The organism is Streptomyces violaceusniger Tu 4113, from assembly GCF_000147815.2.
Taxonomy (GTDB): Bacteria; Actinomycetota; Actinomycetes; order Streptomycetales; family Streptomycetaceae; genus Streptomyces; species Streptomyces violaceusniger_A.
On the sequence record NC_015957.1, the window covers coordinates 6,028,853 to 6,055,074 of the forward strand.

Consider the following 26,222-nt stretch of genomic DNA (forward strand, 5'->3'; position numbering starts at 1 on the left):
GAATCCCGCCAGCTTTCCGCTGTCCAAAGACGCAAGCTGGGAGCAGCGCACGACAGAACAGCGAGAAGAAGAAGAGAGGGACCACAGCCATGACGGTCCACACGACGATCGACAGCCCGCTCGGCGAGCTGCTGCTGGTGGGCGAGAGCTCCGCCACCGCGCCCGGGGGCACCGCGCTGGTTTCCCTGTCCGTGCCCGGCCAGAAGGGCGGGGCCGTCGTCCAGGACGGCTGGAACGAGGATGCCGAGGCATTCACCGAGATCATCTCCCAGTTGCGCGCGTACTTCGACGGCGAGCGCATCCGGTTCGACATCCAGTGCGTCGAGGGCGGTACGGACTTCCAGCGCAGGGTGTGGCAGGCGCTGGAGACCATTCCGTACGGCACGACGGTCAGCTACGGCGACATCGCCCGGCAGATCGGCGCCCCGCGCACCGCGGTTCGCTCCGTCGGCACCGCGATCGGCCGCAATCCGCTGCTGGTCGTACGGCCCTGCCACCGTGTCATCGGCGCCACTGGGGCACTGACCGGCTACGCGGGCGGGCTGGAGCGCAAGCAGCGACTCCTCGTCCACGAAGGCGCCCTCCAGAGCGCCTGAGCGCGGGCCTCGCACCCACCGGTCGGGGCCCGCACCGCACCCTTCCCGGATCCCGGAGAACACCGACGAGCACGATCCCGGAGAGACACACCGATGAGCACCACGACCGACACCGCACGCCTCCACCAGCGCGTGGCCGCGGCCGACTGGACGCAGTTGGCCGAAGAGCTGGACACCCACGGGTGCGCGCTCACTCCACGGCTGCTGACCCCCGCCCAGTGCGCCCGTATCGCCGGGCTCTATGAGCGGGAGGAGCGGTTCAGGAGCACGATCGACATGGCCCGCCACCGCTTCGGCTCGGGTCAGTACCGCTACTTCACCCATGACCTGCCCGAGCCGGTCGCCGAGCTGCGCGCCGCGCTCTACCCGCGGCTGCTGACCGTCGCCCGTGACTGGGCGGAGCGGCTCGGCCGTCCGGCGCCCTGGCCGGACAGCCTGGAGAAGTGGCTGGCCATGTGCCATGAGGCCGGACAGGACCGCTCCGCCCAGATCCTGCTGCGATACGGCCCCGGCGACTGGAACGCCCTGCACCGGGACGTGTTCGGCGACATGCTCTTTCCGCTTCAGGTGGTGATCGGGCTGGACGCGTACGGCACGGACTACACGGGCGGGGAGTTCCTGCTGGTCGAGCAGCGGCCCCGCGCCCAGTCCCGGGGCACCACGGCCGTACTCCAGCAGGGCCACGGGCTGATCTTCACCACCCGTGACCGCCCCGTGGCCACCAAGCGCGGCTGGTCGGCCGGTGTCATGCGGCACGGGGTCAGCACGGTGCGCTCCGGGCGCCGCCACGCACTGGGCCTGGTCTTCCATGACGCGTCCTGACGCCGCGACCGGAACACCGCCGCCGCTATCGCGGCCGAACCCACCGCCCGACACGACTGCCCCATATCGCGGCCCGACATCGCCAACCCGCCCGCGGAGAACCCCGTATGAACGCCCTGATCCCCCGCCCACGCCTCGAGGTGGCCCCCGGCGCCGTCCATGTGCCGGGCTGGCTCACCCTCGAACAGCAGCGGGAGCTGGTCATCGCCTGCCGGGGCTGGGCCACCGGCCCGGTCCCGATCCGGCACACGAAGCTGCCGCGCGGGGGCGTCATGTCGGTGCGGACGGTGTGCATCGGCTGGCACTGGCAGCCCTATGCGTACACCCGCACCGCCGACGATGTGAACGGCGCCCGGGTCGCCGAATTCCCGCACTGGATGGTCGAGTTGGGCCGTCGTGCCCTGGCCGACGCCTACGACGACGAGACGGCCGGTGAGGGGTACGCCCCCGACACCGCGCTCATCAACTTCTACGACGCCCAGGCGAAACTCGGCATGCACCAGGACAAGGACGAGAGGTCATCCGCCCCGGTGGTCTCGCTCACCATCGGCGACGGCTGCGTCTTCCGCTTCGGCAACACCGAGACCCGTACCAAGCCGTACACCGATCTCGAACTCGGCTCCGGGGATCTGTTCGTCTTCGGAGGCCCCTCCCGCTACGCCTACCATGCCGTGCCCAAGATCCTGCCCGGAACCGGCGACCCGGCCACCGGACTGAAGTCCGGACGGCTGAACATCACCATGCGGGTCACCGGCCTGGCCGATCCGACGTCGTCCAGCGATCAGCCCGCGGGCCGCTGAGCCTCGAACTCGACGGGGAGCGCGGTCAGCGAGCGGATGAACGGGTTCTTGCTGTGGCTGATCTCGGAGGCGGGAACGCTCAGCCGCAGGCCGGGGAACCGCCGGACGAGGCTCTCCAGGGCGATCTGCCCCTCCGCCCTGGCCAGTGGCGCACCGATGCAGTAGTGGATGCCGTGGCCGAACTGGAGATGCATGCCGGAGTCCCTCGTCAGGTCCAGCCGCTCGCCGTCGGTGAAGTGTGCCGGGTCGGAGTGTGCCGCGTCCATGTCCAGAAGCACCTGGTCGCCGGCGCGGATCTGTACGGGGCCGATCTCCACGTCCTCGTTGGCGAAGCGCACGACGAGGATGCCCGGCCCGGCGTGCCGGAGCAGTTCCTCCAGGCCGCGCCCGGCCAGTTCGGGGTCCTTGCGCAGCAGCTCAAGCTGATCCGGCTGGGACAGCAGGGAGAGGACCGCGTTGCTGATGAAGCTGCCGGTCAGCTCGTATCCGGCGATCAGCATCATCCGGGCGGTGGCGACCACTTCGCGGTGGCTGAGCCGGTCGTCCTCGTGTGCGGACATCAGATCGCTGATCAGGTCGTCCTCCGGGGCCTTCCGCCTGGCCTCGGCGAGGTCCTCCATATACGTCCACAGCTTGGTGGCGGCGTCCTGGGAGCGTGCGGCGGTGTCCGGGTCCAGTGGGGGCGTGAGCATCAGGTCGGCCCACTGGTGGAATTCGGTGCGGTCGGCGATGGGCACGCCGAGGAGTTCACAGATCACCTGCATGGGCAGCGGGATGGCCAGCGCGGTGACGAGATCGGCCTGGCCGTCGACGGCGATCCGGTCCAGCAGGGTGTCGGTGATCTCCTGCACCCGTGGCCGCAGGCTCTCCACCCTGCGGGTGGTGAACGCCTTGGCCAGCAGCCTGCGCAGCCGGGTGTGCTGGGGCGGATTGGTGCCGGGCAGCGTGTCCTCGAACAGCCCGCTTACCGGAGTGGTCTGGCCCTGGGAGGCGGCGTAGGCGGCGGCCGGGCTCATGCCGGGGTGTCCGAGACAGTCCCGGACCTCGTCGTATCGGGAGACGAGCCATGCCGTGGTGCCGTGCATCGTGATCTGCCGCGGCGGGCCGTGCTTGCGCAGTTCGTCCGCGACGGTCTTCGGGTCGAGGATGCGAAGTTCTTCTTCGGAGGTGTCAGCCATGGCGGTATCGCGTTCTCCTTCTGTGGGTGTCAGCTCTGGCTACGGGCGGGGATGATGTAGTCGGGGTCGGCCGTCCGTGGCGGCTCGCGCCGGGCCATGGCGGCATCGATGGCGGGCCGGAGCCGGGCCGCCTTCAGCCGTTCGGCGGTCTCATCGCGCTCCTTGAACTCGGGCATCACCTCGTTGGCGAAGAGCTCCAGCGACTCGCAGATGTGCTCGTGCCGGGTGCCACCGCCCTGGACGAGGAAGATCGCCTGGTCCAGTCCGGCCTCCTCGTGCAGCCGCAGGAAGTCGCGTATCTGGCGCGGAGTGCCCACCGCGCCCCGGGCCGGATTGCCCAGCGGCATGCCGGGCCTGCCGAAGGAGGAGCGGCCCATGCCGTGCTTGTCACGGTCGCGCTGGAACTCCTCCCACAGCCGGGTGCGGCCCGGTGCGGCGGTGCCGAAGCCCGCGTAGAAGCCGAGGCCGAAGTTGAAGAACTGGACGCCGTCGACGGCGCGTTCGACCGCGGTGGTCTCGTCCTGGTGGCAGAACATCGGAATGGTCGCGGCGATCTGCGCGTTGACCGCGAACCCCGCGGGTACGCAGTCCGCCGACTCGATGCCCGAGTAGTAGGCGTCGACCCACGTCTTGGTCTCGGCCGGTCCGAAGAAGGAGAAGTTCAGCGCGCCGAGCCCCTTGGCGGCCGCGATGCGGATCGCGTCCCGGTTTCCGCAGGCCATCCACATCGGCGGATGTGGCTTCTGCCGGGACTTGGGCAGCACATTGCGGACCGGAGCGGAAACGTACTTGCCCTCGCATCCGGCGAAGGGCTCCTCGACGAACATGCGGGCCACGGCGTCCACCGCCTCCGCCCACTGGTCCCGTTTGCCGGAGCGCTCCACACCGAACCCGCCCAGCTCGGTGGGGGTGGTGGACTCGCCCGTGCCGAAATCCACCCGCCCGTCGGAGAGCAGGTCCAGCGTGGCGATCCGCTCGGCGACCCGGGCCGTCGGGTTGAAGGCCGGGGGCATCAGAGCGACCGCGTGGCCGATGCGGATGCGGCTGGTGCGCTGGCTGACCGCGCCGAGAAACACCTCGGGCGCGGACATGTGCGAGTACTCCTCCAGGAAGTGGTGCTCAGGACACCACACCTGGTCGAAGCCCAGCCGGTCGGCCAGCTCGATCTCGTCCAACATGTCGTTGAACAGGCGGTGTTCGGAGTCCTGGGCCCAGGGTCGGGGCAGCTGCGCCCCGTACAGCAAACCGAATTTCATGGCGCATCACTCTCATCTGCTGGTCGTCGGCCGCGGGCCGGGACGGGGATGGCGGCACCGGCTCGGTCAGTCGCGACCGTCCCAGTACGTGTCGAGCACCTGGGCGCGCTGTTCCGGATCGACGAGGAGGGTGACCTTCTCATGGCCGTCCTCCACGATCGTGAACATGTTGTTGGTGAGAAAGACCTGCCCCTTGTCGATGACGCGTCGGCGCCTGCGCATCGACGCCAGGATGGCCGGGCCGTCGCCGTCACCGACCCCGGCCCAGGCGTCATACGTCCTGGGCTCGGTGGTGAAGCGGTAGGTGGTGCGCCAGTCGTGCTCCAGGGTCTTGGCCTGCAGTACGAGATAGCCGTCCCGCCGGATCAGCCGGAACGCGCAGCCGTACTGCCACTGCACCTCCTCGGACAGGCGCAGCGGCTCGATGAAGCAGAGACCGGCATGCCCCACGTCGGCCAGCCACTCCTGCCCGTCGATACGGACGAGCATCAGCATGTGCTCGGGGTCGGGGGCGAAGATGTCACCGGGCAGATACGTGCCACCGCTGATGACGTCCAGGTCATAGCCCAGCTCGCGGAGCAGCCGGGCGAACAGGGTGTTCAGCTCCAGGCACATGCCACCGGCGCCGGTCGGCACGATGGCCTCGAATGCCTTGTCGATATCGATGTCGGCCATGTTCTCCGCGCTGAGGCGGTGCGTGTGGTTGGTGTCGTAGGGGACCGCCATCAGATGGCTGCGGTGCAACTGCCGCAGGTTCGGCAGGGTGGGGGCGGGCGGCTGGGGAAACCCCAGACGCGCCAGGTATCTGTCCGTGCTGAACATGTTGCGATCCCTTTCTTGCCGCTGCTTGCCGCTTTTTGCCGCTGCTTGCCGCTTCGGTCAGTGCGGGCTCGGCTGAACCGGGCGGGGTGTGTCGGACTCACTCCCGGGCGGGGGCGGGGGCGGATTCGAGGGCGGGGGCGGGGTCCCGGGCGACTCCGGGTGCGCGGGCAGCCTCGGGGGCGGGGGTGGCCTCGGGAGAAGCGTCCGCATCGGCTTTCTCCAGCTCATCCCGCAGTTGCCGGGCCAGCATCCGGAGAGTCGGGTGGTCGAAGACAAAGCTGGGAGGCAGCCGCAGCGCGGTGCGCTTGGCCAGGCGGTCGCGGAGTTCCACCGCCATCAGGGAGTCCAGGCCGATCTCGGTGAACAGCACATCGGGGTCGAGCGTGGCGGCCGCCGAGTGGCCCAGGACCCGGGCGGCCTCCTGCTGGACCATGTCGAGGAGAATCCGCTCCTGCTCCTCGGGGGTGGCCCCGGCCAGCCTGCCGGTCACCAGTTCCTCGTCCGTAGTGGCCCGAGCGGCTCGCCGGGCCGGTGGCACCAGTTTGTGCAGCAGTGGCTGAACGGCCCCGTCGGCGGCCTGGGTCCGGAGCGCGCCGAGGTCCAGCTTGATGGGGAGGACCGTGGGTTCGGCCGTACGCAGCGCGGCGTCGAAGAGTTCCATGCCCTCGGCAGGGGACAAGGGAGCCACACCGCCGCGTGTCATCCGGCGCTGGTCGGCATCGCCGAGACGGCCGGTCATGCCCGTTCCCGCGGCCTGCTGCCACATGCCCCAGGCCAGGGACACGGCGGGAAGTCCCTCCGCCCGGCGCTGACGGGCGAGCGCGTCGAGGTAGGCGTTGGCGGCGGCGTAGTTGCCCTGCCCCGCGTTGCCCAGGGTACCGGCGGCGGAGGAGAACAGAACGAAGGCCGACAGGTCCAGGTGCCGGGTCAGCTCATGCAGATGGAGCGCCCCGTCCACCTTCGGCCGGAAGACCGCGTCCATACGCTCCGGCGTCAACGCCGTCAGCACACCGTCGTCCAGAACACCGGCCGTATGCACCACCGCCGACAACGGAGCATCCCCCGGAACCACATCCAGCAGCCCGGCCACCGCGTCCCGATCCGCCACATCACACGCCACGATACGTACGCACGCACCCGCCTTCACCAGCTCCGCCTCCAACTCGGCGGCACCAGCGGCCCCAGGCCCACTCCGACTCGCCAACACCAAACTCCGCACCCCATGCACCGCCACCAGATGCCGCGCCACCACCCCACCCAACGCGCCCGTACCACCTGTCACCAACACCGTCCCGCCAGAACCCACACCGACCGGCCCGGCCTCGGGCACCTCCACGACACGGGTGAGGTGCCGGGTGAAGCAGATGGCGTCGCGTAAGGCCAGTTGGCGCTGGTCACCGGCAAGCATCGCGGGCAGGAGCGCGGTGGGGATCGTCCCTTGTTCAATGTCGAGGAGGAGGATCCGCCCGGGGTTCTCCGCTTGTGCGGACCCCATCAGGCCCCATACCGCGGCCATCACCGGATCGACCGGCTCGGCCTCCCGGACGGCGACGGCACCACGCGTCACCACGACCAGCCGGCTCGACGCCAACGAGGGCTCGGCCAGCCACGCCTGTACGACCCGCAGCGCCCGCCCGGTCAGCTCCCGCACCTCGGCCGGATCGTCGCCGGTGCCACTGTCGACGCCACCGCCGAGGTCCAGCAACAGCACCTCGGGTAGCGAAGCCTTCGGCGTGGTGGCCAGGCGGTGTACGTCCTCGGCGTCCCCCACCGGTACGGGTTCCACGGTCGTGCCGTCCGGCCGAACCGGCAGTTCCTCCCAGGCGGCGCGGAACATCCGGTCCGCCGTCGCCGCCGTGCCGAACTGCTCGGGGCTGACCGGACGGGACACCACCGAGCCCACCGAAGCCACCGGGGCACCGGACTCATCGGCCAGATCGAGGGTCATGGTGTTCGGGCCGGACGGTGTCACACGTACCCGCAGCGCTGAAGCCCCGGAGGCATGCAGCGCCACCTCTCGATAGGCGAACGGCAGCACAAGCTCCGCATCGGCTTCGTCACGGTCGTGGAAGGCGATGGTGTGCATGGCAGCGTCGAGGAGTGCCGGATGGAGTCCGAACCCCGCCGCCTGGACCCGATGCTCCTCCGGCAGCGCCACCTCCGCATACACCGCACCCTCCAACCGCCACGCCGCCCGCACCCCCTGAAACACCGGCCCATACCGATACCCAGCCCGCTCCAAACCCTCGTACAAGCCCTCCACCTCCGCCCGATCCACCGCCACCGCACCCGCCGGGGGCCACACCGACAACCCCACGTCAGGTGCGGAGATCCCCTCCGCAGAACGCATCGTCCCGGTGGCATGCCGCACCCACGCAGCGCCTACAGCCGCGTCCTCCGCCCGCGAATACACCCGCACCCCGCGCCGACCATCCTCGTCGGCCTCCCCCACACTCACCCGCACCTGCACCGCTTCGTCCTCCGCCAAGACCAGCGGAGACTCCATCACCAACTCCTCCAGCCCACCGGACCCGATCTCATCTCCAGCCCGCACCACCAACTCCACAAACGCCGCCCCCGGCAACAGCACCGCGCCCGCAGCCACATGATCAGCCAGCCACGGATGCGACCCCAACGACAACCGCGACGTGAACAACACCTCACCCGAGCCCGGGACCTCCGTCACCGCGCCCAATAGCGGATGGCCGACGCCCGTCAACCCGGCAGACGCCACGTCACCGACGCCACGGCCGTCCCCGACCAACCAGTAATGCTCCCGCTGGAACGCATACGTCGGCAGATCCGAAACGTGGGAGGGCAGAGCCGTGGCACCGAACAGGGCGCCGAAGTCGACGCGTACGCCTGTCACGTGCAGTTGCGCCACGGCGGACAACAGCGCACGGACCTCGTCGCCCTCCCGCCGCAAGGACGGCACCACCACGGACTCTTCGGCCGACTCCTCCGAAAGACAGTCACCGACCATCGCCGACAACACCGCATCCGGCGCCAACTCGAGGTAGGTGCCCACCCCGTACTCCGCAAACGCCCGCACACCATCCGCAAACCGCACGGCGGAGCGCACATGCTCCACCCAGTACTCCGGCGAACACACCATGGCCGCGTCCGCCAACCCCCCGGTCACGTTCGACACCAGGGGGATCACCGGCGCCGCGAACGACACATCGGCAATCGCCTCCCGGAACTCCTCCAGCATCGGCTCCATCCGCACAGAATGAAACGCATGCGAAACCGCCAACCGCCTCGTCCGACACCCCCGCCCCGACAACTCCTCCGCCACCCGTAACACCGGCTCCTCATCACCCGAGAGCACCACCGCCGCAGGACCATTCACCGCAGCGATATCCACCCCAGATACCAGCAACGACCGCACCTCCTCCTCACCCGCGGCCACCGCCACCATCACCCCACCCTCCGGCAACGCCTCCATCAACCGACCCCGCGCCGCCACCAACACCACCGCATCCTCCAACGACAACACACCCGCCACATGCGCCGCCGTCACCTCACCCACCGAATGCCCACCCACCACATCCACCACCACACCCCAGGACTCCACCAACCGGAACAACGCCGTCTCCACCGCGAACAACCCCGCCTGAGCAAACACCGTCCGCTCCAACAACCCCCCATCCCCGAACACCACCTCCCGCACCGAACCCACCACCCCACCCGCACCCAACTCCCGGTCCAACGCCTCACACACCACGTCAAAAGCCTCCCGGAACACCGGGAACACCTCATACAACCCACGACCCATCCCCACCCGCTGACACCCCTGACCAGCGAACAACACCCCCAACCGACCACGCACCACCGAACCCGACACCACACCCCCCACCGACTCACCCCGCGACACCGTTGCCAGCCCCGCCAACACCTCCTCCCGATCCCCCGCCACCACCACCGCACGATCCGACAACCCCGCCCGACCACAACCCAACGCGAAGCCGAGTTCACTCAAGTCCAGCTGCGGCTCAGCCGCGACGAAGGACCGTAGCCGTCGGGCCTGGGCGGCAAGCCCCGCGGCACCTCGGCCGGATACCACCAGTGGCACAGGGACGCCCTTCGGCCAGGACATCACCGGATCGGTCGGCTCGGTCGCCGTCGGAGCCGCCTGTTCCAGGATGACGTGGGCGTTGGTGCCGCTGACCCCGAACGCCGACACCCCGGCCCGGCGCGGACGCCCCACCTCCGGCCACACCCGCTCCTCGGTCAACAGCTCCACCGCACCCGCCGACCAATCCACCTGCGGCGTCGGCTCATCCACATGCAATGTCCGAGGGGCGATGCCGTGCCGCAACGCCAACACCATCTTGATCACACCAGCCACACCCGCGGCCGCCTGAGCATGACCGATATTCGACTTCAACGACCCCATCAGCAAAGGCCGATCACGATCCTGACCGTACGTGGCCAACACCGCCTGCGCCTCGATCGGATCACCCAGCGCCGTTCCCGTGCCATGCGCCTCGACCACATCCACCTCGACGGCCGACACACCCGCGCTGGCCAGCGCCTGACGGATGACACGCTGCTGCGAGGGGCCGTTCGGCGCCGTCAGACCGTTCGACGCACCATCCTGGTTCACCGCGCTGCCCCGCACCACCGCCAGCACCTGGTGACCATTCCGCTCCGCGTCCGACAGCCGCTCCAGCGCCAGCACACCCACACCCTCGGCCCACCCGGTGCCGTCGGCCGAAGCGGCGAAGGACTTGCACCGGCCATCGACCGACATACCGCGCTGCCGCGAGAAGGCGATGAAGATGCCGGGAGTGGGCATCACCGTGACGCCGCCGGCCAGCGCGATCGAACACTCGCCCGCTCGCAACGCCTGGGCCGCCAGATGCAACGCCACCAGGGACGAGGAGCACGCCGTGTCCACCGCGACCGACGGACCCTCGAAGCCCAGCGCATAGGACACCCGCCCTGAGAGCACGCTCGCCGATGCACCGAGGCCCAGCATGCCCTCCAACTCGGCGGGCACCGGCTCTACGCCCGACCCGTAGTTGTGGTACGTCACACCGGAGAAGACACCGACGTCCTTACCCCGCAGGGTGGTCGGGTCGATCCCGGCCCGTTCCAGCGCTTCCCACGAGGTCTCCAGCATCAGGCGCTGTTGCGGGTCCACGGCCAGCGCCTCACGTGGCGAGATCCCGAAGAAGCCCGCATCGAACTCCCCGGCATCGTGCAGAAACCCGCCCTGGTGCGCATAGCTGGTGCCGGGGTGGTCGGGGTCCGGATGGAACAGATTCTCCAGATCCCAGCCACGGTTCACCGGGAAGTCGCTGACCCCGTCCCGCCCATGAAGCACCAGGTCCCATAGCTCTTCCGGAGTGGAGACTCCACCCGGCAGCCGACACGCCATGCCCACGATCGCCACCGGCTCAGTCGACACGGCCGCGGGCGCTGGTGGCGGAGCCGGTACCTCCTCCGGGGCCGTCGTGTCCCCGATGAGCTCGTCACGGAGAAAGGCGGCCAGAATCAGGGGCGTGGGGTAGTCAAAGAGCAGGGTGGTCGGCAGAGTCCGGTCGGTGAGTGCGTTCAGGCGGTTTCGCAACTGCACGGCGGTGGCCGAGTCGAACCCGATCTGGTTGAACACCATGTCCGGTTCAATGGCATCCAGCGAGGGGTGCCCCAAGACGCTTGCGGTCTCCTGACGGACGGTCTCCAGCAGGATGCGTTCCTGCTCCGGCGCGGACTCCCCAAGAAGGCGAGCGGTCAATGTGCCTATTTCGGTGGGCAGTTCGGCCAAGCCCGGGAGCTGATCGTCGATGGATCCCGTGTCGGCGGGAGCGGCGTTCTTAAGCCAGTAGTGCTGGTGTTGGAAGGCGTAGGTGGGCAGATCCAACGCGGCATGCGCCGGGATATCGCCGAGCAGCGTGGTCCAGTCGATGGGGACACCACGTACGTACGCCTCGCCCAGGGAGGTGAGCACGCGGCGCATGCCACCCTCGTCCCGGCGGAGGGTCCCGGTCACCACAACCGGTCCGGCGTCCGCCTGCTCTGCCAACGCCTCAATGCTCATCGTCAGCACCGGATGCGCACTCACCTCAACAAACGCCCGGAAGTCCTCCTCCAGCAGACGCTCGACGGACGACGCGAACCGTACGGTGCTCCGCAGATTCCGGTACCAGTACCCGGCATCCAACTCCACCGTATCCACCCACCCCGCCTCCACCGTCGAGAAAAACGGAATACGGGACGACACCGGTCGGATCTGCGACAACGAGCAGGCAAGCTCCTCCTCCACCGCCTCCACCTGCGCCGAATGCGACGCGTAATCCACATCAACCCACCGCGCCCGCACCCCCACACCCCCGCACTCCTCCACCAGCCCCCGCAGCGCCCCCACCTCACCGGCCACCACCACCGACGACGGCCCATTCACCGCCGCCACCTCCACCCGACCCGACCAGCCCTCAACCAGCCGCCCAGCCTCCTCCACCCCCACACCCAGCGACACCATCCCACCCCGACCCGACAACCCCGCCGCAACCGCCCGACTCCGCAACACCACCACCCGCGCCGCATCCTCCAACGACAACCCACCCGCCACACACGCCGCCGCAATCTCCCCCTGCGAATGACCCACCACCGCCGCAGGCTCCACCCCAAAAGACCGCCACACCCGCGCCAACGACACCATCACCGCAAACGACACCGGCTGCACCACATCCACCCGCCCCAACGACACCCCACCCCCCACACCCCGCACCACATCCACCAACGACCACCCCGTCAACGGATCCAACACCCCCGCACACTCCCCCAAAGCCTCCGCAAACACCCCACACGACTCCAACAACTCCGCACCCATACCCACCCACTGCGCCCCCTGACCAGGAAAAACAAACACCACCCGACCCAGAACATCCGCCCTTCCCACCCCGCCACCCTCCGCAACCGCCGCCAGCCCCGCCAACGCCTCAACCCGATCCCCAGCCACCACCACCGCACGGTCCGACAAGGCCGCCCTGCCAACAGCCAACCCCGCGCCCAACTCCCCGACGTTCACATGCGGATGAGCCTGCACGTACTCCAGCAACCGTCGTGCCTGCCCCCGCAACCCCGCACCACCACGCCCCGACACCACCAACGGCACCACACCACCCGGAGCCCCCACCACCGGCGCCACCTCAATGGCCACCTCCGGAGCCTGCTCCAAGATCACATGCGCATTCGTCCCACTCACCCCGAACCCCGACACCCCAGCCCGACGCGGACGCCCCACCTCCGGCCACACCCGCCCCTCAGCCAACAACTCCACCGCACCCGCCGACCAATCCACCTGCGGCGACGGCTCATCCACATGCAACGTCCTCGGCAACACCCCACGCCCCAACGCCAACACCATCTTGATCACACCAGCCACACCCGCAGCCGCCTGCGCATGACCAATATTCGACTTCAACGACCCCAACCACAACGGACGCCCCTCAGCCCGATCCTGGCCATACGTGGCCAACACCGCCTGCGCTTCGATGGGGTCGCCCAGGGCCGTGCCCGTCCCATGGGCCTCCACCGCATCCACATCCGACGCCACCAGCCCGGCACTGGTCAATGCCTGCCGGATGACACGCTGTTGCGACGGACCGTTCGGCGCCGTCAACCCATTCGACGCACCATCCTGATTCACCGCACTGCCCCGCACCACCGCCAACACCCGATGACCACACCGCTCCGCGTCCGACAGCCGCTCCACCAACAGCACGCCCGCGCCCTCGGAGAAGCCGGTGCCGTCCGCCGCAGCCGCGAACGCCCTGCAACGGCCGTCCTTGGACATCCCGCGCTGACGCGAGAAGCCGACGAAGATACCGGGGTTGGCCATGACGGTCACCCCTCCGGCCAGCGCCATCGAGCACTCGCCCAACCGCAGCGCCTGTACGGCCAGATGCAAGGCAACCAGCGACGACGAGCACGCCGTGTCCACCGCGACCGACGGACCCTCGAAGCCCAGCGCATAGGACACCCGCCCCGACAGCACGCTCGCCGAGGTGCCCGTGCCCATGACCGCCTCGAGCTCCTCGGGGACCCGCGCTCCGGAGCCGTAGCTGTGATACGTCACCCCGGAGAAGACACCGATGTCCTTGCCACGCAGCGCGGTCGGGTCGATCCCGGCGCGCTCAAATGCCTCCCAGGAGGTCTCGAGCATGATGCGCTGCTGTGGATCCATCGCCAGCGCTTCGCGCGGCGAGATCCCGAAGAAGCCCGCATCGAACTCCCCCGCGTCATGGAGAAAGCCACCCTCGCGGACATAGCTGGTACCCGGGTGATCCGGATCGGGATCGAAGAGGTTCTCCAGATCCCACCCACGGTCCTCCGGAAACCCGCCGATCGCGTCACCGCCGGACACCACCAGGTCCCACAGCTCCTCCGGCGTGGTCACCCCACCCGGCAACCGGCACGCCATCCCCACGATCGCGATCGGTTCCGACAGGCCGCGGCGTATGTCGGCGTTCTCCTGCTCGAGCCGCTCGTTCTCCATGAGCGTGACACGCAGCGCTTCGACGACCTGCGCTTCGGGAGTGGTCATCCCGGCCTCCGCATTCCGACCCGACATTACTTCCCGGCCTTGTTCATGGCTCGTTGCACCAGACTGGCGACGTCCATATCGGCGATCGTGGCGGCCGACTCCCCGTCCGCCGATTGCTCTTCCACCCGCTGCCCGTCCGCCGGCTGCTCCGCTTCCGATTCCCGGACCAGCGTCATGAGGGTGTCCAGGATGCCCAGCTCCTGGAAGCGGCTCAGCGGTGTACTGGCCAGCGCGCGGCGCAGGTCGTCCTCGCTGCCGGTGTGGGTTTGCGCGGGTGGAGCGTCCGGGCAGAGCTTCATCCGCAGGTGGCGCATCAGGGCGGTGGGCGTCGGATAGTCGAAGACCAGCGTGGCCGGGAGACGTATCCCGGTGTGGTTGGCCAGACGGTTGCGCAGTTCCACCGCTGTGAGGGAGTCGAAGCCGATTTCGTTGAACGCCAGGTCCGGCCCGATGGCGTGAGCGGAGGCGTGGCCCAGTACCCGAGCGGCTTCCCGGCAGACCAGACCGAGCAGGATCTGCTCCTGCTCCTCGGGCTCCGCCCTGGTCAGGCGCTGGGTGAAGGCGTCCATGTCGGCGGCGGTCCGAGCCGTGCGGCGATGCTGCCGGACGAGGCCACGGAGCAACGGCGGCACCGGTCCGGTGGCGGCCTGGGCCCGCAGTGCGCCGGGGTCCAGTTTCATGGGGAGCACCACCGGCTGGGGCATGTGCAGTGCGATGTCGAACAGTTCCCCGCCTTCGCTCTCCGACAGTCCGGCCACTCCCCCGCGCACCATCCGCTGCTGGTCGGCATCGGTGAGGTGGCCGGTCAGCCCGACCCCCGCACCCTGTGCCCACAGCCCCCAGGCCAGGGAGATGGCCGGGAGACCCTGGGCGCGGCGCCGATGTGCCAGCGCATCCAGGAAGGCGTTGGCCGCCGCATAGCTGCCCTGCCCCGAGCTGCCCAGCGTGCCCGCGGCCGAGGAGAACAAGACGAAGGCCGCCAGGTCCAGGTGCCGGGTCAGCTCATGCAGGTGGTGTGCGGCATCCGCCTTCGGGGCGAAGACCGTGTCCAGTCGCTCCCTGGTCAATGCGGTGATCACACCGTCGTCCAGCGCGCCGGCGCTGTGCACCACGGCGGTCAGCGGCGCGTCGCTCGGCAGCGACGACAGCAGCTCGGCCAGGGCGTCGCGGTCTGCCACATCGCAGGCGGCGATCCGTACCCGTGCGCCGCGTGAGGTCAGTTCCCGCTGCAGCTCGGCCGCGCCGGTGGCCTGGGGTCCGCTCCGGCTGGTCAGCACCAGATTCCGTACACCATGCTCGGTCACGAGGCGCCGGGCGGCCACCTTGCCCAGCGATCCGGTGCCACCCGTGATGAGCACGGTGCCCGCCGGATCCAGTCGGCGCGGCAGGGTGAACACGTTCTTGCCGATGTGCTGTGCCTGGCTCATGAAGCGGAAGGCGGCCGGAGCGCGCCGGATGTCCCATACGGTCACCGGCGGCGGGGTCAGCACCCCCTTCTCGAAGAGGTCGACCAGCTCGGTCAGCATCCGCTGGATACGCTCGCCACCCGCTTCGGCCAGGTCGAACGCCCGATAGGCCACGCCGGGGTGCTGGGTGCCCACCTCTTCGGCGTCCCGGATATCGCTCTTGCCCATCTCGATGAACCGGCCGCCCTTGGGCAGCAGTCGGAGTGAGGCATCGACGAAGTCGCCGGCGAGGGCGTCCAGCACCACATCGAAGCCACGGCCCCCGGTCATCTCGAGAAACGCCTGCTCGAATGCCAGCGTCCGGGAGTTGGCCAGTCGTCCCTCCGGGACACCGGCGGCGTGTGCCGCGTCCCATTTGGCCGGCCCGGCCGTGCCGTAGACCTCAGCGCCCCAGTGCCGGGCGAGCTGCACCGCGGCCATGCCGACGCCACCGGCGGCGGCATGGATCAGGACCGACTCCCCGGGCTCCAGCCGGGCCAGGTCCCGCAGCCCGAAGTAGGCGGTGAGGAACACACACGGGACCGCGGCGGCCTGCTCGAAGGACCACCCCTCTGGGATGTGGACGAGGGTGAGGCAGTCGGCGACGGCGATGGGTCCGCCCGCCCCCTCGAAGAGCCCCATGACCCAGTCACCCGGAGCGAAGCGGGTGACGCCAGGGCCGACCTCCGTCACCACACCGGCGCCCTCGTTGCCGATGCTGATCTCGCCGGGGTACATGCCCAGCGCCATCAGCACATCGCGGAAGTTGAGTCCCGCGGCACGTGTCTCGATCCGGACATGGCCCAGGGGAAGTGGCGTCAGCGCCTGCGGCGACGGCAGCAGCGCCAGGCCCTCCAGCGTTCCCGGACCGCGGGTGCCCAGTTGCCACGCGGGCTCTCCCTCCGGCGCCACGAGTGCCTCGTCGGCCGTCGCCCGGGTCAGGCGGCGCAGATGACAGACGCCTCCGCGCAGCGCGAGCTGTGGTTCGTCTCCGGTGAGCAGGGCGGGCAGCAGCGTGGGCAGGGCCTTCGTGGAGGCCGGTGCGTCGTCCAGGTCGAGCAGCAGAATCCGCCCGGGGTTCTCCGACTGCGCGGTGCCGACCAGCCCCCAGGCCGCGGCGACCGCAGGGTCCACCGGATCGGCGTCCCGCACCCCTACGGCGCCCCGCGTCAGCACCACCAGGCGAGAGTCCTCCAGCGAGGGCTCGGTCAGCCACGTCTGCAACACGTCAAGCACCTGGCCGGTCAGCTCACGCGTGCGGGCCGCGCCGGTGTCGTCACGTACGGCATCGCCGGGACCGATCCCGTACAGCAGGACTGGCGGCGCCTCGGCCGACTCAGTCTCGTCAGATGCAGACGGTGCGTCGGCTCGCGAGGCCAACTGCCGTACATCCTGCGCGGTGTGCACGGAGACGGTTTCCAGTGGTGCGTCGGCGGCGGCGACCCGCAGCTCCTCCCACCCCACGAGGAACATCTGGTCCGTCGACCTCCGTGTGGCGGGGTCCAGCAGTGCCGTCGGCATGGGCCGTGACACCAACGACTCGACCACCGCGACCGCAGCCCCGCTCGGATCGGCCAGTCGAAGGCCCACCCCTTCCTTGCCGTTGGGCGTGATACGTACGCGCAGTGCCGAAGCGCCGGAGGCGTATAGGGAGACTCCGCGATAGGCGAACGGCAGTGTGGGCCCTGCCTGGGCCTCGGCACGGTCGCGGAACGCGGTGGCATGCAGGGCCGCGTCGAGCAGGGCGGGATGCAGCCCGAACGCGGTGGCGTCTGCCGACAGCTCCTCGGGCAGGGTGACCTCGGCGTAGATCTCGTCGCCCCGCGTCCACGCGGCCCGCAGACCACGGAAGGCCGGGCCGTATCCGTAACCGCCGGCCTCCAGCTCCTCATAGACGCCGCGCACCCGCTCCTCCGGGACCGCCATCGCCCCGGTGGGGGGCCATTGCGTCAGGTCCGCGTCCAGCTCATCGGGGGTGTCCTGGGCAAGCGTGCCACTGATGTGGCGGGTCCAGGGCGTGTCTGCGGCATCGTCCTGGCCACGTGAGTGCACCGTCACCGGGCGACGGCCGGCATCGTCCGGTGCGCCGACGCTCACCCGCACCTGCACACCGTCGCGCTCGGGCAGGGTGAGCGGCGCTTCGACGACCAGCTCTTCCACGACACCACAGCCGACCTCGTCACCGGCGCGCACCGCCAGCTCCACGAACGCCGCCCCGGGCAGCAGCACGGTGCCCGCCGCCGCATGGTCCGCCAGCCATGGATGCGTACGCAGCGACAGTCGAGAGGTGAACAGCAGGCCCCCCGACTCCGGCAGCTCGGTGACGGCGCCCAACAGCGGGTGGTCGGCCCGCGCGAGTCCCAGCGCGGTCGCGTCCACCGTTTCGCCTCGCCGTCCCAGCCAGTAGTGCTGGTGTTGGAAGGCGTAGGTGGGCAGATCCAACGCGGCATGCGCCGGGATATCGCCGAGCAGCGCTGTCCAGTCGACGGGGACACCACGTACGTACGCCTCGCCCAGGGAGGTGAGCACGCGGCGCATGCCACCCTCGTCCCGGCGGAGGGTCCCGGTCACCACAACCGGTCCGGCGTCCGCCTGCTCGGCCGCCGCCTCAATGCTCATCGTCAGCACCGGATGCGCACTCACCTCAACAAACGCCGCAAAGCCTTCCTCAATCAACCGATCGATCGACGGGGCGAACCGCACCATGCTCCGCAGATTCCGGTACCAGTACCCGGCATCCAACTCCACCGTATCCACCCACCCCGCCTCCACGGTCGAGAAAAACGGAATACGGGACGACACCGGTCGGATCTGCGACAACGAGCAGGCAAGCTCCTCCTCCACCGCCTCCACCTGCGCCGAATGCGACGCGTAATCCACATCAACCCACCGCGCCCCGCACCCCCACACCCCCGCACTCCTCCACCAGCCCCCGCAGCGCCCCCACCTCACCGGCCACCAACACCGACAACGGCCCATTCACCGCCGCCACCTCCACCCGACCCGACCAGCCCTCAACCAGCCGCCCAGCCTCCTCCACCCCCACACCCAGCGACACCATCCCACCCCGACCCGACAACCCCGCCGCAACCACCCGACTCCGCAACACCACCACCCGCGCCGCATCCTCCAACGACAACCCACCCGCCACACACACCGCCGCAATCTCCCCCTGCGAATGACCCACCACCGCCGCAGGCTCCACCCCAAAAGACCGCCACACCCGCGCCAACGACACCATCACCGCAAACGACACCGGCTGCACCACATCCACCCGCCCCAACGACACCCCACCCCCCACACCCCGCACCACATCCACCAACGACCACCCCGTCAACGGATCCAACACCCCCGCACACTCCCCCAAAGCCTCCGCAAACACCCCACACGACTCCAACAACTCCGCACCCATACCCACCCACTGCGCCCCCTGACCAGGAAAAACAAACACCACCCGACCCAGAACATCCACCCTTCCCACTACATCACCACCGGCCACCTCACCCCCCGCCACGGCCTCCAACCCCGCCATGGCCTCATTCCTGTCCCCCGCCAGCACCACCGCGCGTTCCGACAACGCCGCCCTCGACGCCGCCAATGACCGTGCCAGATGGTCCAGATCCGCCTCCGGCCGTTGCTCGACGATGTCCAGCAACCGCCGAGCCTGGGCCCGCAACCCCGCATCGCCACGCCCCGACACCACCAACGGCACCACACCACCCGGCACCTCCGGCGTCGGAACACCATCCCCCGACCGGTCCGGAGCCTGCTCCAAAATCACATGCGCATTCGTCCCACTCACCCCGAACCCCGACACCCCAGCCCGACGCGGACGCCCCACCTCCGGCCACACCCGCCCCTCAGCCAACAACTCCACCGCACCCGCCGACCAATCCACCTGCGACGACGGCTCATCCACATGCAACGTCCTCGGCAACACCCCACGCCGCAACGCCAACACCATCTTGATCACACCAGCCACACCCGCAGCCGCCTGCGCATGACCAATATTCGACTTCAACGACCCCAACCACAACGGACGCCCCTCAGCCCGATCCTGGCCATAGGTCGCCATCAATGCCTGAACCTCGATCGGATCACCCAGCGTGGTGCCCGTGCCGTGCCCCTCGACCGCATCCACATCCGTCGCCACCAGCCCCGCCCCGGCCAACGCCTGCCGGATGACACGCTGCTGCGAAGGACCGTTCGGCGCCGTCAACCCATTCGACGCACCATCCTGATTCACCGCGCTGCCCCGCACCACCGCCAACACCCGATGACCACACCGCTCCGCATCCGACAACCGCTCCACCACCAACACACCCACACCCTCGGCCCACCCCGTACCATCCGCCGACGCCGCGAAGGACTTGCAGCGGCCGTCTTGGGCCATGCCGCGCTGCCGCGAGAAGCCGACGAAGGCGCTGGGGGTGGACATGACGGTGGCGCCTCCGGCCAGCGCCATCGAGCACTCCCCCGACCGCAGCGCCTGCGCGGCCAGATGCAAGCCCACCAGTGAGGAGGAGCATGCCGTGTCGATCGTCATCGCCGGGCCTTCGAACCCCAGCTCATAGGCGACCCGGCCGGTGAGCACGCTCGCCGAGCTGCCCGTCATCAAGTAGCCCTCGACACCCTCGGGGACCGTGTCCACATCCGTGGCGTAGTCCTGATTGAGAGTGCCGAAGTAGACACCGACGTCCTTACCGCGCAGGCCCGTCGGGTCGATTCCGGCGCGCTCCAACGCCTCCCACGACGTCTCCAGCAGCAACCGCTGCTGCGGATCCATCGCCAGCGCCTCACGCGGCGAGATCCCGAAGAAGCCAGCGTCGAACTCCCCCGCGTCGCGCAGAAAGCCACCCTCGCGGACATAACTGGTGCCCGGGTGATCCGGATCCGGGTCGAAAAGGTTCTCCAGATCCCAGCCACGGTCCTCCGGAAACCCACCGACCGCGTCACCGCCGGACGCCACCAGGTCCCACAGCTCCTCCGGCGTGGTCACTCCACCCGGCAACCGGCACGCCATCCCCACGATCGCGATCGGCTCCGACAGGCCGGCCTCGATCTCGGTGAGCCGATGCCGCGCCTGGTGCAGGTCGGCGGTCACCCGCTTGAGGTACCGGACCAACTTCTCGTCGTTGTCCATCGGAGGTCACCTTCCCCTTCACTCGTAGGCGCGGTCGGAATCCGACGGGTCCACGATTCCGAACTCGTCGTCGATGAAGGCCAGTACGTCGTCGACCGACGCCGCTTCGAGCGTCGCTTCGATGTCGGTGCCTCCGGCCGGACCGGGGGCATCGGTGCTGAGCTTGGCCGCCAGAGCCCGGAGCCGGGCTGCGGCGCCGGTGTCCTTGGCGCCGCCCGGTGGCCGGGCGGCCACCAGCTCTTCGAGCCTCGCCACTTCGGCCAGCATCGGGTCCTGGGTGGTGTCGGCGACCAGGCGGGTGGTCAGGTGGTCCGCCAGGGTCAGGGGGGTGGGGAAGTCGAAGGCGAACGTGGCGGGGAGTCGCAGCCCGGTACGAGCGAGGAGCCGGTCCCGTAGCTCTATCACCGTGAGCGAGTCGAAGCCGACGTCGGTGAAGGCGGCATCGGGGCCGATGCGACCGACCGAGGCGTAGCCGAGCACATACGCCGCCTCCTGCCGGACCAGGTCGAGAAGGATCGCCTGCCGGTCCGTGGAGCCCGCCCCGGCCAGTCGTACGGTGAGCGCGTCGGCGTCGTGCGCATGCGCCGACTGGGCCTTCTGCCGGATCCGCCGAGGCTGGGGGACCAGCCCGCGCAGCAGCGGCGGCACCGCCCCGGTGGCGGCCTGAGCCCGGAGTGCACCGAGGTCCAGCTTGATGGGGAGGACCGTGGGTTCGGCCGTACGCAGCGCGGTGTCGAACAGTTCCATGCCCTCGGCCGGGGACAGCGCGGCGAGTCCGTCGCGTGCCATTCGACGGTGGTCGGTGTCGCCCAGTTGGGCGGTCATGCCCTCGTCCTGGGCCCACATACCCCAGCCGAGGGAGATCGCGGGAAGCCCTTGGGCGGCCCGGTGCTGTGCCAGCGCGTCGAGATAGGCGTTGGCGGCGGCGTAGTTGCCCTGCCCCGAACTGCCGAAGGTGCCGGCGGCGGAGGAGAACAGAACGAAGGCCGACAGGTCCAGGTGCCGGGTCAGCTCATGCAGATGGAGCGCCCCGTCCACCTTCGACCGGAAGACCGCGTCCATACGCTCCGGCGTCAACGCCGTCAGCACACCGTCGTCCAGAACACCGGCCGTATGCACCACCGCCGACAACGGAGCATCCCCCGGAACCACATCCAGCAGCCCGGCCACCGCGTCCCGATCCGCCACATCACACGCCACGATACGTACGCACGCACCCGCCTTCACCAGCTCCGCCTCCAACTCGGCGGCACCAGCGGCCCCAGGCCCACTCCGACTCGCCAACACCAAACTCCGCACCCCATGCACCGCCACCAGATGCCGCGCCACCACCCCACCCAACGCGCCCGTACCACCCGTCACCAACACCGTCCCACCAGAACCCACACCGACCGGCCCGGCCTCGGGCACCTCCACAACACGGTTGAGCCGCCGCAGGAAACACGCTCCCGAGCGGACCGCTGCCTGGGTCTCATCGGCGGCGAACAGGGCGGGGACGAGGGCGCTCAGCGTCGCGTACGAGGACGGCTCGTTGTCGACGTCCACCAGCAGGATGCGTCCGGTGTTCTCCGACTGCGCGGTGCCGATCAGCCCCCATACGGCGGCGATGGCAGGGTCGACGGGCTCACCCGGGTCGACGGTGACCGCGCCCGTGGTCAGCACGACCATCCGCGTGCTGTCCAGCGCGGGTTCGGTCGCCCACGCCTGGACGACCTCCAGTACGCGGCTGGTCAGCTCACGTACGCTTCCGGCCTCGGTCACCTCGACCGTCACGGCGTCGAACGGTCCGCCTCGCTCGGCCAGTGCGCGTACGTCCTCGGCCGTGGCGACCCGCGCCGTGTTCAGGGGGGTGCCATCCGGCGTCAACGCCGTCTCCTCCCATGTCGGGCGGAGCAGACGGTCGTGTGTCGAGGCGGTCTTGAACTGCCCGGGCTCGACCGGGCGGGACACCATCGAGCCCACCGAAGCCACCGGGGCACCCGACTCATCGGCCAGGTCCAGGGTCAGGGTGTCCTCTCCGGTGGGGACCACCCGTACCCGCAAGGCCGTGGCGCCCGTGGCGTACAGCGCCACATCGCGCCAGACGAACGGAAGGGCTGTCCGCCGGTCGGCGCGTTCCGCACGGTGCTGGAACGCGGCCGCGTGCATGGCCGCGTCGAGCAGTGCCGGATGCAGTCCGAACCCCGCCGCCTGGACCCGATGCTCCTCCGGCAGCGCCACCTCCGCATACACCGCACCCTCCAACCGCCACGCCGCCCGCACCCCCTGAAACACCGGCCCATACCGATACCCAGCCCGCTCCAAACCCTCGTACAAGCCCTCCACCTCCACCGGGTCCACCGCCACCGCACCCACCGGAGGCCACACCGACAACCCCACATCGGGGGCGGTGATCCCCTCCACAGAACGCAACGTCCCCGTGGCATGCCGCACCCACGCAGCACCTACACCCGCGTCCTCCACACGCGAATACACCCGCACCCCGCGCCGACCATCCTCGTCGGCCTCCCCCACACTCACCCGCACCTGCACCGCTTCGTCCTCCGCCAACACCAGCGGAGACTCCATCACCAACTCCTCCACCCCACCGGACCCGATCTCATCCCCAGCCCGCACCACCAACTCCACGAACGCCGCCCCCGGCAACAGCACCGCACCCGCAGCCACATGATCAGCCAGCCACCGATGCGACCCCAACGACAACCGCGAGGCGAACAACACCTCACCCGACCCCGGCACCTCCGTCACCGCCCCCAACAACGGATGGCCGACACCCACCAACCCCGCGGACGCCACATCGCCCACGCCCCGCCGCTCCCCCACCAACCAGTAATGCTCCCGCTGGAACGCATACGTCGGCAGGTCAACTGAAGCGGTACGCGATCCGCCCAGCACGGTCGCCCAGTCCACGTGCACACCACGCGTGTAGCAAGTGGCCAGAGCCGTGACCAGGGAACGGGTCTCGTCCCCCTCCCGACGGAGGGCCGGTACGAAAGCGGCGTGCCCGTCGTCCAAGCACTCGCGGCCCATCGCGGACAGCGTGCCATCGGGACCCAGCTCCAGATACGTACTCACCCCGTACTCCGCCATCGCCCGCACACCATCCGCGAACCGCACCGCCGAACGCACATGCTCCACCCAATACTCCGGCGAACACACCACCTCCGCCTCCGCCAACTGCCCGGTCACGTTCGACACCAGGGGGATCACCGGCGCCGCGAACGACACATCGGCAATCGCCTCCCGGAACTCCTCCAGCATCGGCTCCATCCGCACAGAATGAAACGCATGCGAAACCGCCAACCGCCTCGTCCGACACCCCCGCCCCGACAACTCCTCCGCCACCCGCAACACCGGCTCCTCATCACCCGAGAGCACCACCGCCGCAGGACCATTCACCGCAGCGATACACACCCCCGCAACCAACAACGACCGCACCTCCTCCTCACCCGCGGCCACCGCCACCATCACCCCACCCTCCGGCAACGCCTCCATCAACCGACCCCGCGCCGCCACCAACACCACCGCATCCTCCAACGACAACACACCCGCCACATGCGCCGCCGTCACCTCACCCACCGAATGCCCACCCACCACATCCACCACCACACCCCAGGACTCCACCAACCGGAACAACGCCGTCTCCACCGCGAACAACCCCGCCTGAGCAAACACCGTCCGCTCCAACAACCCCCCATCCCCGAACACCACCTCCCGCACCGAACCCACCACCCCACCCGCACCCAACTCCCGATCCAACGCCACACACACCACGTCAAAAGCCTCCCGGAACACCGGGAACACCCCATACAACCCACGACCCATCCCCACCCGCTGACACCCCTGACCAGCGAACAACACCCCCAACCGACCACGCACCACCGAACCCGACACCACACCTCCCACCGACTCACCCCGCACCACCGCACCCAACCCCGACAACACCTCACCCCGATCCCCCGCCACCACCACCGCACGATCCGACAACCCCGCCCGACCACAACCCAACGCGACACCCAGCTCCGCCACCCCCACCTCCGGGTGGGCATCGACGAAGTCCAGCAGCCGCCGCGCCTGGGCCCGCAACGCCGCCTCACCCCGCCCGGACACCACCAACGGCACCACTCCACCCGGCGCCTCCACCACAGGCACCTCCGCCACAGACATCTCCACCTCCGGCGCCACCTCGATCGCCGCCTCGATCGCCGCTTCCGGAGCCTGCTCCAGAATCACGTGGGCGTTTGTCCCGCTCACCCCGAACCCCGATACCCCGGCCCGACGCGGACGCCCCACCTCCGGCCACACCCGCCGCTCGGTCAACAGCTCCACCGCACCCGCCGACCAATCCACCTGCGGCGACGGCTCATCCACATGCAAAGTCCTCGGCAACACCCCTTGCCGCAGTGCCATCACCATCTTGATGACACCGGCCACGCCCGCCGCTCCCTGCGTGTGGCCGATGTTGGACTTGAGCGAGCCGAGCCACAGCGGACGGTCCTCCGGCCGCCCCTGGCCGTATGTGGCCAGCAGCGCCTGCGCCTCGATCGGGTCGCCCAGCGCCGTACCCGTCCCATGGGCCTCCACCGCGTCCACCTCGGCGGCGGTGAGGCGCGCATGGGCCAGCGCCTGACGGATGACACGCTGCTGCGAGGGGCCGTTCGGCGCCGTCAGACCGTTCGACGCACCGTCCTGGTTCACCGCGCTGCCCCGCACCACCGCCAGCACCTGGTGACCATTCCGCTCCGCGTCCGACAGCCGCTCCAGCAGCAGCACGCCGGCGCCCTCGGAGAAGCCGGTGCCGTCCGCGGCCGCGGCAAATGCCTTGCAGCGCGCGTCGGCGGCGAGCCCGCGCTGGCGCGAGAAGCCGATGAACGCCCGGGGGGTGCCCAGGACGGTGACGCCACCGGCCAGCGCCATCGAGCAGTCTCCCGCCCGCAGGGCCCGCGCCGCCAGATGGAGGGCCACCAGGGACGCGGAGCACGCGGTGTCGACCGTGACAGCCGGGCCCTCGAACCCGAAGGTGTAGGAGATCCGGCCGGACAGCACACTTCCGGCGTCGGAGGTCATCAGATAGCTCTCCAGGGCCTCGGGCAGCTCCGGCAGCCCGGCGCCGTAGTCGCTGCCCGCGAACCCGGAGAAGACACCGACGTCCTTGCCGCGCCACGCGGTCGGGTCGATTCCGGCCCGTTCGAACGCCTCCCAGGAGAGCTCGAGCATGATGCGCTGCTGCGGATCCATCGTGACCGCCTCGCGCGGGGAGATCCCGAAGAAGCCCGCGTCGAACTCCCCGGCGTCGTGCAGAAATCCGCCCTCGTGTACGTAGCTGGTGCCCCGGTGGTCGGGGTCCGGATGGAACAGATGCGCCAGATCCCAGCCGCGGTTCACCGGGAAGCCGGTGATTCCGTCCCGTCCGTGCTGCACCAGGTCCCACAGCTCCTCCGGCGAGGACACTCCGCCCGGAAGCCGGCAGGCCATCGCGACGATCGCGATCGGTTCCGACTTCTCGGCCTCCAGCTCGCGGACCCGCTTCTGGGAACGTCGGGCGTCCGCCAGCACGCGCTTGAGGTATTCGCGCAGCTTCCCGTCATCTGCCATGAGTGGTCACT

General features: G+C 69.6%; 10 protein-coding genes. 3 read left to right on the forward strand and 7 right to left on the reverse strand.

The features are described from left to right. Positions 1–89: 89 nt before the first annotated feature. The 3 genes from STRVI_RS24880 to STRVI_RS24890 all read left to right on the forward strand — a co-directional run bounded on the left by STRVI_RS24880 (position 90) and on the right by STRVI_RS24890 (position 2,218). Complete coding sequence (locus STRVI_RS24880; RefSeq protein WP_014058393.1) at positions 90–596, forward strand: methylated-DNA--[protein]-cysteine S-methyltransferase; 507 nt, start codon at positions 90–92, stop codon at positions 594–596. A 93-nt stretch (positions 597–689) separates the two neighbouring features. Next, positions 690–1,418, forward strand: coding sequence for a 2OG-Fe(II) oxygenase (locus tag STRVI_RS24885; protein WP_014058394.1), 729 nt, complete (start codon positions 690–692; stop codon positions 1,416–1,418). Between the two features lie 107 nt (positions 1,419–1,525). Continuing rightward, complete coding sequence (locus STRVI_RS24890) at positions 1,526–2,218, forward strand: alpha-ketoglutarate-dependent dioxygenase AlkB family protein (RefSeq protein WP_014058395.1); 693 nt, start codon at positions 1,526–1,528, stop codon at positions 2,216–2,218. Here the strand turns inward: STRVI_RS24890 and STRVI_RS24895 are convergent. From STRVI_RS24895 to STRVI_RS24920, 7 genes are all read right to left on the reverse strand, one after another. After that, complete coding sequence (locus tag STRVI_RS24895) at positions 2,200–3,396, reverse strand: cytochrome P450 (RefSeq protein ID WP_014058396.1); 1,197 nt, start codon at positions 3,394–3,396, stop codon at positions 2,200–2,202. The two genes, STRVI_RS24890 and STRVI_RS24895, sit on opposite strands and share 19 nt — an antisense overlap. Positions 3,397–3,425: 29 nt before the next feature. After that, on the reverse strand, positions 3,426–4,652 hold the full coding sequence (locus STRVI_RS24900; RefSeq protein ID WP_014058397.1) for an LLM class flavin-dependent oxidoreductase: 1,227 nt from the start codon (positions 4,650–4,652) through the stop codon (positions 3,426–3,428). Between the two features lie 66 nt (positions 4,653–4,718). Then, positions 4,719–5,474 (reverse strand): arylamine N-acetyltransferase family protein, encoded by a 756-nt coding sequence (locus STRVI_RS24905; protein ID WP_014058398.1) that lies wholly within the window; start codon positions 5,472–5,474, stop codon positions 4,719–4,721. A gap of 97 nt (positions 5,475–5,571) precedes the next feature. Then, positions 5,572–14,028 carry a type I polyketide synthase gene (locus STRVI_RS24910; protein ID WP_014058399.1) on the reverse strand — a complete coding sequence of 2,819 codons (8,457 nt, stop codon included), beginning with the start codon at positions 14,026–14,028 and terminating at the stop codon, positions 5,572–5,574. A gap of 26 nt (positions 14,029–14,054) precedes the next feature. Beyond that, on the reverse strand, positions 14,055–18,353 hold the full coding sequence (locus STRVI_RS24915; RefSeq protein ID WP_435532589.1) for an SDR family NAD(P)-dependent oxidoreductase: 4,299 nt from the start codon (positions 18,351–18,353) through the stop codon (positions 14,055–14,057). 1 nt (position 18,354) lies between these two features. After that, entirely contained in the window at positions 18,355–20,616 is a 2,262-nt protein-coding gene (locus tag STRVI_RS56445) for a type I polyketide synthase (protein ID WP_014058401.1), read from the reverse strand. 18 nt (positions 20,617–20,634) lie between these two features. After that, on the reverse strand, positions 20,635–26,172 hold the full coding sequence (locus tag STRVI_RS24920) for a type I polyketide synthase (RefSeq protein WP_435532623.1): 5,538 nt from the start codon (positions 26,170–26,172) through the stop codon (positions 20,635–20,637). Positions 26,173–26,222 lie beyond the last annotated feature (50 nt).